Here is an 11,426-nt window from a genome sequence, read left to right as displayed (position 1 = left end):
GGCAGCGCCCCTGATCTGCGTTTCCTGTGTTTTGTTACAGTTGCTTGACTTTGGCGTAGTGGTGGGGCAGAAATTAGGGCATAGGGGGGCGCGGCAGTCGCGTCCTTTGAACTTTTTTTTTGACGAGAGGCCGGCATGTATTTCAGGAACACCTGACGAATTTTCCGCAGAGACAAGGTGTGTCTTGCCGGCTTTTTGTTGCAGTGGCGTTTTGCGCCGTTCTCTGCGGTGATACGTTGTTCTCTGGAAGGTGCCGCCTCGAGTGAGAGGTGAGCATGAATCGCATTCTTTCCGCTTTTGCGCTGGTAGTTCTCAGCGCGTCTCTGGCTGTGGCCGCTCCTCTGGACTCGTTCAAGGGTCAGAAGGGCACGCTTGACATTGCGGGCGGCACGGCCCACATCCCGGTGATGAAGAAGGCTGCCGAAGCCATCATGAGCGCGAATCCCGAGATTCGCATCACGGTTGCGGGCGGCGGTTCCGGCGTGGGCGTGCAGAAGGTGGGCGAAGGACTTGTGCAGATAGGCAACACCGGCCGCGCGCTCAAGGACAGCGAGGTTGCCAAGTACGGTCTTGAGACGTTCCCCTTTGCCATTGACGGCGTGGCGGTGGCGGTGAATCCGGCCAACAAGGTGACGGCGCTGAGCAAGCAGCAGGTGAAGGATGTATTTGCCGGCAAGATCACCAACTGGAAGGAGCTCGGCGGCAACGACGCTCCCATTTCTCTGTATGTACGCGAAGACGGCAGCGGCACGCGCGAAACGTTTGAAGAGCGTGCGCTCGACAAGGGCACGTCGGTGCAGAGCGCGAACGTGGTGAACTCCAACGGCGCCATGAAGACCGCGATTGCTCAGGATCCCAACGCCATCGGCTATGTAGGCATCGGGCATCTCGACTCCTCCATCCGGGGCGTCACGGTGGACGGCATGGTTCCTTCGCAGAAGAACGCTTCCGACGGCACGTACACCATCACGCGACTTCTTTACATGAACACCAAGGGCAAGCCGCAGGGGCTGACTGCTCTGTTCATCGACTACATCTACTCTGAAGACGGCAAGGCCTTCACGGCGTCTTCCGGCTACATTCCGCTGGACAGGAAGTAGGCCGCCCATGAGAAACGCGGACGTGTCCATCCGGTCTTGGGGCCGGAGCGGGGAAGCGGGCCTTGTTTTCATCCGCCTTGCCGTGGTGCTTGCCATGGCAGGCATGGCGCTGCTGTTTCTCATGGTCGTCGCCTTCGCTCTGCCCGCCTTTGTTCAGGGCGGGGGCGGCGGCCCGTTTTCCTGGTCATGGGCGCCGGGGAAGGGCGAATTCGGCATTCTGCCCATGGTGGCGGGTTCGCTTCTTGCGGGCTCTCTTGCCGTGGTTCCCGGCTGGATCATGGGGCTTTGTCTGTGCTGCTGGCTCATCGCGCCGGGGTGTGCCGGGCGGCCCGGGCCGTGGCGCGCTCTTGTGGGCGCGCTTGTGCGCGTGATGACCGCCATTCCCACCGTGGTGTACGGCTTTGCCGCCGTTTTTCTGCTTGCTCCCGTCATACGCACGGGGCTCGGCGGTTCCGGCTTTTCGTGTCTTACGGCGGTCGTCATGCTTTCGGTTCTCATGCTGCCCACGGTGGTGCTGGTGCTTCAGGCCGGACTCGGGCCGCGTCTTGACGGCGTGGCGCTGACGGGGGCGGCCATGGGGCTTTCGCGCATGGAGCTTCTGTGGCATCTTGTCATTCCCGCCTCGCGCGGCACGCTCATTTCCGCCGCGGTGCTCGGCTTCGGCCGCGCCGTGGGCGACACCATGCTGCCGCTCATGCTTGCGGGCAATGCGCCCGTCATGCCGTCGTCGCTGCTGTCGAGCATGCGCACGCTCACCGCGCACATGGCGCTGGTCACCTCCAACGAAGTGGGCGGGGCCGCGTATGATTCCCTTTTCATGGCCGGGCTGCTGCTGCTCGTCATCAACGGCGCGGTGAGTCTCGTCATCCGCCGCATGGGGGGCAGGGCATGAGGCGTTTTTCCTTTTTCGCGTTCCGCGCGCTCTGCGCGGTTTGCGCGGTGCTCGTGCCGTGTCTGGTGCTTGTGCTCATGGGCTATCTTTTCCGGCGGGGCCTGCCCGTGCTGGGGCCCGAGCTTCTGTTCGGCCGCGCCGATCCTCTGGATGCCGTGCTCGGTCGCGTGCCCGTGTGGGACGGTCTGTGGCCCGCCTGCGTGGGCACGTTCTGGCTCGTGGTGCTTACCGTGCTGCTTGCGGTGTTTCCCGGCGTGGGCTGCGGCATTTATCTTTCCGAGCTCGCCTCGCCGCGGCAGAAGCGGATCATAGGTGCGGCCGTGGACATGCTGGCCGGAATGCCTTCCATAGTCATGGGTCTGTTCGGCTTCATGCTCATTCTTCTTCTGCGCCGCACGGTGCTGCCCGACGCGAACACCGGACTTCTGCTTGCCGCCGGCTGTCTTGCGCTTCTCGTGCTGCCCGTGCTTGCCGCCTCCGCGCGCGAGGCCATGGCCGCCGTGCCCGCTTCGCTGCGTCTGGCCGCGGCCGCCTGCGGCTTTTCCCGTGCGCAGGCGCTGTTTCATCTTTTTCTGCCCGCCGCGGCGCGGGGCATTCTGGGCGGCGTGGTGCTCGCCGTGGGACGCGCCGCCGAAGACACGGCCGTGATTCTTTTCACCGGCGTGGTGGCCAACGCGGGCCTGCCTGCCGGACTGCTCGGCAAGTTCGAGGCGCTTTCCTTCGACATCTATTACATTTCCTCCCAGTATCAGGACCAGCAGGAGCTTCTGCGCGGCTTCGGCGCGGCCACGCTTCTGCTCGTTCTCTCCTGTCTGATTCTTGCGGCGGCGCGCTGTCTTGAGCGCGGCTTCCGAAAGAAGTGGCAGGGAAAGGCTTGATTCATGGACACTCCCGCATCTTCTCCCGTGCTTTCCGTGCGCGATCTTTCGGTTTCCTTCTTTGCTCATCCCGTGCTGCGCGGGGTGAACCTTGCCGTGCCTGCCGGAGGCATAGCCGTGCTGGTGGGGCGTTCCGGTTCGGGAAAGACCACGCTTCTGCGCGCGGTGGACCGTCTGAACGACGAAGTGCCCGGATGCCGTACCGAAGGCTCCGTGGAACTTGTGACGAAGCGGGGCAGGCTCGACGTCTTTCCCGGCACGGGGCCGCACGCCGTGCCGCTGCCCGAGCTGCGTCGTCGCGTGGGCATGGTGTTTCAGACGCCGCAGGTCTTTCCCGTGAGCGTGTTTTCCAACGTGGCCATGCCGCTTGCCGTGGCGCTGGGCTGTCCGCGTTCCGAGCTGGACGACAGGGTGCGCGACGCCCTCGTGCGGGCCGATCTGTGGAACGAGGTGAAAGACCGACTCGCCATGAGCGCCGAACGGCTTTCCGGCGGCCAGCAGCAGCGGCTGTGCCTGGCCCGGGCTCTCGCGCTCGAGCCGGACGTGCTCCTGCTCGATGAGCCCACGGCTTCGCTCGACGTGCACGCCGCCCGCCGTGTCGAGGAGCTCCTGCTCGGGATCGCCGGACGAATGCCCGTCATCATGGTGTCGCACGGGCTCTCCCAGAGTCTGCGGCTTGCCTCGTTTCTGGCCGTCATGGAGGAAGGGCGCGTGCTCTGCACCGTGAACGACACCTCGGGCATGACGGAAGGCGACCTCGAACGCCTGCTCGACGGCGTGGACAGACCGCGCGACGCGCAGGTGAGGAGCGGAAAAACGGCGTGACGGACGCGGGAAGCGCGTGCAAGGGAATTCCTCCTTGCCGTCCGACGGCGGGGAGGCTATAAACGGAAAAGACGCGCGCCTGCGCGCAACCGAGAATTGAAGGAGAGGCCCGATGCCCAGCTACGAAGAAATCTTCACCCCTGAATGCCTGAACGAAGTGTTTCCTCCCGAACGCACCGACCAGTTTTTCGAGGCGCTGTTCGGCGATCCTGAAGACGGCGCGTACGACATCCGCCTCGCGCTGCTTTCCGCGTCGGACAGAAAGCTCGACTTTCTGTTCGAGCTGCATCAGCGCGGCGACGCCTGCCTTGCCTGCAATCTCACCCACGGCCTGCCCGCGGTGTTTTTGCGCCATCCGGTCATCAACATCAAGGGCGTGACCGCAGAACTGGCCCGCCGAGCCGGCTGGCCCGACGGCTCCTGGGAATGGAAGCTCGGCAGCACCGACGAAATATCCCGTGCGCTGCACGTCATTCCCCTTACCCTGAAGCGGATTGACTGATGCGTCGTTTTTTTGCTTGACTAAGACACTCGATGGAGCTATGTCTTTTCGACCGGAAGGGTCGTTAACTCAGTCGGTAGAGTACCTGCCTTTTAAGCAGAGAGTCGCGCGTTCGAATCGCGCACGACCCACCAAATATTTCAAGGGGTCATGCTTTGATGCATGGCCCCTTTTTCGTGCGCTCCGCCCCGGACATGACCGTGTCCCGGGCATGAAAACGACCTTCCTGAACCGTCCTTCTTCCGGGTTCCGGGGGACGGCTGCCGCCGCGGAAGGAGGGCCGCCGTGCCGCGACCGGACACGGGTGGCTTCCGGGATTTCCCGGAGACCGTGTCTTGGCCGCGCGGGAGGCTGATGGACGTCTCAAGGAAAAATCACCACAGCCCGGCATCCATGCACAGGTTCTTGACCACGGCGTTCTCGTTGCCCTGAAGGCGCTCTATCCGGCGCGTGCGCGTGCATTCCCAGGCGTCCACGGGGTCTTGTCTGCTCCATGCCTCAAAAAGACGCTTCTGCTGACGGCTGAGACGAAATTCCGGGTATTCCTGCTCCATGTACAGGCTCGCGCGGGCAAGCTCTCCCTTGGCCTGCTGCGGCGGTTCAAAGCGGTTGCCGTCCACCTTGGCCGGGCAGGTGCCGAAGGCGGAAGCGACTCCGGGAAGTTCGCTGTACTGCCTGTTGCTCCGCACGGCGTTCACGGCGCCCACGGCGGGAAACAGGTGGTACATGTCGGCCTGCATGAGCCGGTATTCCCGACTGGCCTTTTCCGCGCATCTGCGCCCCTTGTAGGGCCGGCCCCGGCGATCCACGCATGAGGGGTCGCCTTCGCGCCACTCGCGGAAGGCTCGGCCGAAGTTCTCCGCCGGAACGGCGTGCTCCCATTCCATGCGCGCTGCCCGTGCCTTGTGCTTGTCCGTGGTGAAGCCCTCCGGAAGACAGATGCGCTTTTCCTCGTCGAACTCGTAGCCGCAATACACGGTCACGCGGTGATCGGCGTGCACCTCGCGTTCAAGCATCCGTTTTGCCACGGCAAAGGATTCGTTGGATTCGTTCCCGGAGGCCGCAGCCATGCCGGGCAGAACCATGAGCAGAAGCAGCGCGAAAAGAAGTTTTTTCATGATGGCAGCATAGCCGTGCCCTTCGTGATTTTCCCTGATTTTTTGCCCCGCCCCTTCGTGACGCCCTTCGGCGTGCGGCGGCAACAGGATGCGTGACGATGACCTATGCCCGGCGCGCGCCGATAGTCTGGAAGGGGAGGGCATGGCTGTGGGGCGTCAGGTCCCCGCGCAGGAGGTTTCGGAGGCATGAACAGGGATTTCATACCGTTTTTAACATTTTATTACCTTTTTATTTCTTTTTTATTGACAAAATGTGGATTTGCGCAAAACAGGTTCCATAATTTGTATGCTCCGCAATGATTCTGGCGCGCGACATCCGGAAAAGGAAAAAGGTGGAGCAGAGCCGTTGCCGCGACCGCGGCAGCGTTCGGGAAAAATCATGAAGAAACTTGCTGTGCTTCTCATGGCCGCCGGAATGACGGCCTCCGTCTGTTCCTCCGCTTCCGCCGTCGACGTCAAAATGGACGGCAGATATCAGTTCCAGTTCCAGACCGGTTCCGAAGGGTTCCGCGGTCAGAACACCGACCTCGCCGTGCAGCGTCTGCGCATAGGCATGACCTTTCTTTCCGGCGAAAACCTTTCCGGCTATCTTCAGCTTCAGGCCGGAACCTACGACTGGGGCTCGGATGTCACGGGCAACAACGTTGCCGTGACCATGCGCCAGTCCTACGTCGACTGGCTCGTGCCGAACACCGACATTAAAATACGCATGGGCCGTCATGCCTTCGATCTGCCGTCCTACGCCAGCGTGTCTCCCATGATCGCCGACCTCGTGGCCGACGGCGTGGTGGTTTCCGTGCCCTTTGCCGACCGCTATCAGCTGACCGGCTTCTGGACGCGCATGGCCCGCGGCGTCAACGGCGAAGGCGACGTTGCCGACGTCAACTCTCCCAAGTACGACCTCTTCGGTCTTGTGGGCAACGCCGCCTTCGACGGCTTCACCGTGTCCCCCTGGGCCATATACGGTTCCAAGGGCCACACCGACGGCTTTGAACCCGACAACCTGACGGCTCAGGGCAACATCAGCGGCGCCGGTCGCGCCAACATCATGATTTTCGGCGCGGGCATGGAGTGGAAGCCCTTCGAGCCCGTCACGCTGGCCCTCGACGCGGCCTGGGGCCGTTCCCATTATTCCGATTCCCATGATCAGGAAGGCTGGTACGCCGTGGGCAGGGCCTCCTATGCCCTCGACTTTGCCGAACCCGCGCTGCTGGCCTGGTATGCTTCCGGCGACCGAAAGGGCCGTCCCGAAAACTCCGGCCAGATCCCCATCATCTACGGCGACTTCAACGGAACAAGCACCTATTTCGACAATACCTTCGGGCCCATGGGCGGCCATCGCTGCAGCTTCGGCGGCACCTGGGGCGTGAGCGTCCAGCTCACCGGAATGTCCTTCATAAGCGATCTTTCCCACGATTTCAGCGTCACCTACATAGGCGGCACCAACAGCCGGTACAACGGCGGCTACGGCGACGGCTACGACTACCTCACCGTCGATGATTCCGCCGTGGAGTTCGATCTTCTTTCCACCTATCAGCTCTACAAGAATCTGACCGCCGCTCTGGAACTTGCCTACATCATCGAGGATTTCGACACGTCTGCCTCGCACGGTCGCAGCGGCGGCCATGACGACGACTGGCGTGCCGCCTTCCATGTCGAATACAAATTCTGATTGCGTCACAGCTGTCAGGAAGAAACGGAGGGCGGGGGAAGGAGCGTTCGGCGTCGCCGTCCGCAGGGCGCTGCCGACGCCATGTTTCCCCGCTCGCCGTCACGGAAGCGGCGGAGGCATCCGGCAGGGACTCAGGGGCGCATTCCTTCCGCGTTCTGCCGGCGAGAGAGAGGAGCGTCCATCGCGGTCGGCGTGTCGTCACGTCCGTCCCGCGCGGCGCTCCGCGTTCCCGGCTGCGGGGATGCGGGGCGTTCGTTTTCCGTCATGTTTTTTAAATAAAAATGAAATTCTTTTTCAATTAACTTGACAGGCGTATTATTTTGGGAGAGGTTTTCTTCTGCGTATGGACACCCCGCACAGGCTGAGGGCGGAAGCAAAGGTTGAGGGGCCGGAGAACGTTCCTGCGGGGTGGCGCGAGAATGACCGCCAGTCGGTCAAACGTTCGGGAAAACGACGAATGAAGAAAAGCACCACACTTTTTCTTGCGGCCGCGCTCATCATGGCCGCATCCGGCCCCGCATCTGCCGTCGACGTCACCATGGACGGCGAGTATCTCTTTCAGTATCAGACGAGCTCCGAGGGCTTCCGCGGACAGAACACGGACTACACCGGACAGCGGGTGCGCGTGGGCATGACCTTCAGCGCCAGCGAAAGCCTTTCGGGGTATCTGCAGATGCAGGTCGGCGAATACGACTGGGGCGCCGATGCTTCCGGGACCAATGAAGAAATCTTCGTGCGGCAGGCCTACGTCGACTGGATCGTGCCGAATACGCCCGTCAAGGTTCGCATGGGGCGTCACGCCTTCGATCTGCCCTCGTACGCCAGCACGTCGTCCATGATTGCCGATTTCGTGGCCGACGGCGTGGTGGTTTCCGTGCCCTTTGCCGAAAACTATGAGCTCACCGGCTTCTGGACGCGCATTGCCCGCGGCGCGAACCGCTTCGGCGACAAGTCCGACATCCACGCGCCCAAGTACGATCTGTTCGGTCTTGTGGGCAGCGCCGCCTTCGACGGCTTCACCGTGTCGCCGTGGGCGATGTACGGAACCAGGGGCGACTTCAGGAACGAAAAGGGCGAGCGCAGCCTTCCCGACATCGTGACCGAGCAGGGCAACATGACCGGCTCCGGCCGTGCCGACGTCATGATCTTCGGCACGGGCATGGAGTGGAAGCCCTTCGAGCCCGTCACCCTCGCGCTCGACGCCGCATACGGTCGTGCCGACTATTCCGCGTCGCAGGATCAGGAAGGCTGGTACGCCGTGGGCAGGGCTTCCTACGCCATGAGCTTCGGCGAGCCCGCGCTGCTTGCCTGGTATGCCTCCGGCGACAGGAGCGGCCGCGCCATGCATTCCGGTCAGATTCCCATTATCTACGGCGATTTCGACGGCACGAGCACGTATTTTGATGCCGCATGGGGCATAGTCGGCGGCCATCGCACCTCCTTCGGCGGAACCTGGGGCGTCAGCATGCAGCTCGGCGGTGTGTCCTTCCTCGAAGGCTTGTCCCACGATTTCAGCGTGACCTACTTTGCGGGAACCAACAACAAGAACAACGGCGGCTACGGCGAGGGATACGACTATCTCACCACCAAAGACTCGGCCGTGGAGCTCAACGCCCTGACCACGTATGACATTTACAGAAATCTGACCGCGGCCCTCGAGCTGGCGTACATCTTCGAGGACTTCGACACCTCGAAGGCCCGCGGCCGCTCCGGCTCGTCCTTTGAGAACGACTGGCGCGCGGCGCTTCATTTCCGCTACAGCTTCTAGGACCGGCGCAGGGCGTCGGACGCGCGGCGGCTCAGGCTGTCGCGCGTTTTTTTGTGCGCGCCGCACGGTTCCTGCCGGGAAAAAACGCGCCGCGGCCGTTGCGTCCTTGAAAGGAACATTCTATACCACCTTTCGGCCCGTTTCTGCACCATGACGTTTTTCGTGCGGAAACGGGCCTTCCACACTTCACTTCCCAGAGGATGCTGATCATGACCAAGGTGCTCAATTCCATCAAGCTCGTGCCCGCGCTGTTCGTGCTCGACGTGGCGGTGATGTACGCGTCGATGACCATAGGCGGGCTGCCCATGAACGCGCAGAATCTGCTTTTTCCCTTCACCTACTATCTGCCGGTGTTCATGGGACTGAGCATTCTGTACTTTGCGGTGCGCAATTTTTACACCGAGCTCAACTATCCCTTCTTTCTCAACGTGTTCCACTTCGTGGTGCTGAGCAAGGAGCTGCCGAGCCTTCTTACCATCATCACCGTGTAGCGCGGCTTCCGGCCGTTTTGCGGCCAGGAGCAAAGACGCGGAATCCGCCCGGAGCATGGCTCCCGGACAGGTTCCGCGTTTTTTTGCGGCGGAAGGAGCGTTCGTCATCGTCCGTCATGACGGGCGCGGGGGCAGCGGAGTTGCGGGGCAGGGAACGGCAGGACGCAGGGGAAAGTCGGCAGGGCGGGGCGCAGGCGGGCGAGGTGCGGCCCCACGCGCGGCGCGGAAGGGCGTTTCGTCGCGCGTTCTTCCCGTGCGGCGGCCCTTTAAATGATGAGGCCCGTTTCTCAGCAGGGGGAGGAGAGAAACGGGCCGTTTCCGGCAGTGCCGGGGTGCCGCTATCGGCCCTGATGTCCCTTGTGCAGGAGGTGGCTGAAGACAAAGGGCCCGGCGGCAATGAGAGCTTCCCATGTGGGGATCATGGAAACCACGGAGGCTACGAGCATGATCACGATGCCGAGCCACATGTTCAGCGGGATGCTTTCGCCGAGTACGATCATGGCGAGAATGGGAGCGAGCACGGGCTTGAAGAAGAACACAAGCGAACCCTGCATGGCGGACGTGGCTTCCATGCCCATGAAGTAGCAGGCGTAGCCGCCCGCGGTGACGAACACGCAGATGTAGAGCACGTTGAAAATGTTGTCCGCCGTGTAGCCCGTGAAGAAGGGCATGTTGGCGAACATGCCCATGCCCGCCGACTCAAGGGCGGAGGCTACGGGACCTATGTGGCTTATGAGCATGAGCACGATCATTTCCGCGCTGGCGGCAAGGCAGCTGAAACAGGTGACGGCCACGCCGGAATACTGCGCGCACTGCTTCTTGCCGAGCACGGCGTACAGAGCGAAGGTGGCCGCGGAAAGAAGCACGAGCACGATGCCCGTCGGATCAACGCTGATGTGCAGAGGATCAATGATGATGACGGCCGCCGCCACTTCCAGAACCAGCGCCGCAATGTGCTGCGGACGTATGTCCGCGTGCAGGATGAGATAGGCAAAGCCCAGCACCAGCACGGGATTGCAGCTGAAAAGCACGCTCACCACCGACGCCGGAGCGTACAGAATGGACACCTGATAGAGCATCATGCTCACCACGAGCCCCACAAAGCCGAGCCATGCAAAGCCCTTCCACGCGCCGGGCGTGACGGTCGCACCGTGCTGCCTCAGCCCGCGCAGCGCAAAGGGAATAAGCAGAATGCCGCCGATAAGAAAGCGGGTGCAGGTAAGCTGCATGGGATTGAAGTCGTTCGCCACGGTCTTGAGCGCGACTTCCATGGAGCTGAAAAAGATGGTGGCCAGAAAGATGAATATATATCCGCGATTCATGATGCAAGGTTCCTGCCTGAAGGCTTTTTCGGCGCGCCGAGTCTCTCCGCGCTCCGGGACCTCTTGCCTATAGCAGGGGGGAGTGATACGGTAAAATGCTCATTTGATATGGCAGTCATATTAAAAATGCATGACAAGGAAAAGGCATGGAGCTGAACTGGGAACTTTGCCGGGTGTTCTATCACGTGGCGCGCTGCCGGAATTTCAGCCGGGCGGCGGCCATGCTGTTCACGAGTCAGCCTGCGGTGTCGCGCTCCATGGCGGCGCTTGAGCGGGAGCTCGGATGCCGCCTGTTCATACGCAACCGACGCGGCGTGGAGCTCACGCCTGAGGGACGTATGTTCTACGCCCATGTGGAGGCGGGCTGCGAGCAGTTCAGGCGGGGACGCGAGGAGCTGGAACAGGCGGTGGGGCTGCAGTCGGGCAGCGTGGCCATAGGCGCGAGCGAAACCGCACTGCGCGTCTGGGTGCTGCCGAGGCTCGACCGCTTCCACGCCCTCTACCCGGGCGTCAGACTGCGGCTGTACGGAGGCACCTCGCGCCAGGCCGTGGAAGAACTCAAGTCCGGCGCCATAGACTTCGCCGTGGCCGCCGTGTCCGGCGAAGACTTCCGCGGACTCAAGGAAACCCGCCTCTCCTCGTTCAGCGACCTGTTCGTGGCCTCCGCGCCCTTCGAGGAACTGAAAAACGTCCCCCTCCCCCTCGCCGACATCATGCGCCGCCCCGTCATATGCCATAAGCGCGGCTCCCTGACCTTCGAGTTCCTGGAAGGACTCTGCAAACAACGCGGCCTGGAATTCGACCCCGACTTCATGACAAAGCGCATGAATCTGCCTGCCGGAAACCCAGATTACCAGC

11 protein-coding genes and 1 tRNA gene are annotated in these 11,426 nt (G+C 62.3%); 10 read left to right on the top strand and 2 right to left on the bottom strand.

The window, feature by feature from the left end:
• Window positions 1–275: 275 nt before the first annotated feature.
• The 6 genes from QZZ60_RS07500 to QZZ60_RS07475 all read left to right on the top strand — a co-directional run bounded on the left by QZZ60_RS07500 (window position 276) and on the right by QZZ60_RS07475 (window position 4,331).
• The gene (locus tag QZZ60_RS07500) at window positions 276–1,100 is read left to right on the top strand and encodes a phosphate ABC transporter substrate-binding protein (protein ID WP_295640031.1); all 825 of its coding nucleotides are present in this window, start codon (window positions 276–278) and stop codon (window positions 1,098–1,100) included.
• Window positions 1,101–1,107: 7 nt separating this feature from the next.
• Entirely contained in the window at window positions 1,108–1,992 is an 885-nt protein-coding gene (locus QZZ60_RS07495; protein WP_295640028.1) for a PstC family ABC transporter permease, read from the top strand.
• Complete coding sequence (locus QZZ60_RS07490; protein WP_295640026.1) at window positions 1,989–2,870, top strand: ABC transporter permease subunit; 882 nt, start codon at window positions 1,989–1,991, stop codon at window positions 2,868–2,870. Before QZZ60_RS07495 ends, QZZ60_RS07490 begins: the two co-directional genes overlap by 4 nt.
• 3 nt (window positions 2,871–2,873) lie before the next feature.
• Window positions 2,874–3,695 carry a phosphate ABC transporter ATP-binding protein gene (locus QZZ60_RS07485; protein ID WP_295640024.1) on the top strand — a complete coding sequence of 274 codons (822 nt, stop codon included), beginning with the start codon at window positions 2,874–2,876 and terminating at the stop codon, window positions 3,693–3,695.
• 112 nt (window positions 3,696–3,807) lie between these two features.
• A complete protein-coding gene (locus QZZ60_RS07480) occupies window positions 3,808–4,197 on the top strand; it encodes a pancreas/duodenum homeobox protein 1 (RefSeq protein WP_295640023.1) in 390 nt (129 codons plus the stop codon).
• Window positions 4,198–4,255: 58 nt separating this feature from the next.
• Window positions 4,256–4,331: transfer RNA gene (locus tag QZZ60_RS07475), tRNA-Lys, on the top strand.
• A 240-nt stretch (window positions 4,332–4,571) separates the two neighbouring features.
• Here the strand turns inward: QZZ60_RS07475 and QZZ60_RS07470 are convergent.
• Window positions 4,572–5,315, bottom strand: coding sequence for an endonuclease (locus QZZ60_RS07470; RefSeq protein ID WP_295640021.1), 744 nt, complete (start codon window positions 5,313–5,315; stop codon window positions 4,572–4,574).
• Window positions 5,316–5,694: 379 nt separating this feature from the next.
• Between QZZ60_RS07470 and QZZ60_RS07465 the strand changes: the two genes are divergently transcribed.
• The 3 genes from QZZ60_RS07465 (at window position 5,695) to QZZ60_RS07455 (ending at window position 9,246) form a co-directional block, all read left to right on the top strand.
• Entirely contained in the window at window positions 5,695–6,987 is a 1,293-nt protein-coding gene (locus QZZ60_RS07465) for an outer membrane homotrimeric porin (protein ID WP_295640020.1), read from the top strand.
• A 457-nt stretch (window positions 6,988–7,444) separates the two neighbouring features.
• Window positions 7,445–8,755, top strand: a complete 1,311-nt coding sequence (locus tag QZZ60_RS07460) for an outer membrane homotrimeric porin (RefSeq protein WP_295640018.1) — start codon at window positions 7,445–7,447, stop codon at window positions 8,753–8,755.
• A 209-nt stretch (window positions 8,756–8,964) separates the two neighbouring features.
• The gene (locus QZZ60_RS07455) at window positions 8,965–9,246 is read left to right on the top strand and encodes a hypothetical protein (RefSeq protein ID WP_295640016.1); all 282 of its coding nucleotides are present in this window, start codon (window positions 8,965–8,967) and stop codon (window positions 9,244–9,246) included.
• A 338-nt stretch (window positions 9,247–9,584) separates the two neighbouring features.
• On the opposite strand, the gene QZZ60_RS07450 is transcribed toward QZZ60_RS07455, so the two are convergent.
• Window positions 9,585–10,568: a DMT family transporter gene (locus tag QZZ60_RS07450; protein WP_295640014.1), complete on the bottom strand. Its 984-nt coding sequence runs from the start codon at window positions 10,566–10,568 to the stop codon at window positions 9,585–9,587.
• 146 nt (window positions 10,569–10,714) lie between these two features.
• Here QZZ60_RS07450 and QZZ60_RS07445 point away from each other — a divergent pair.
• A partial coding sequence (locus QZZ60_RS07445) for a LysR family transcriptional regulator (protein WP_295640012.1) occupies window positions 10,715–11,426 on the top strand: 712 nt, incomplete at its 3' end.

This window comes from uncultured Mailhella sp. (genome assembly GCF_905187505.1).
GTDB lineage: Bacteria > Desulfobacterota > Desulfovibrionia > Desulfovibrionales > Desulfovibrionaceae > Mailhella.
Note: the sequence above shows the minus strand (reverse complement) of the source record. Positions and strands in the feature narration are given on the sequence as shown.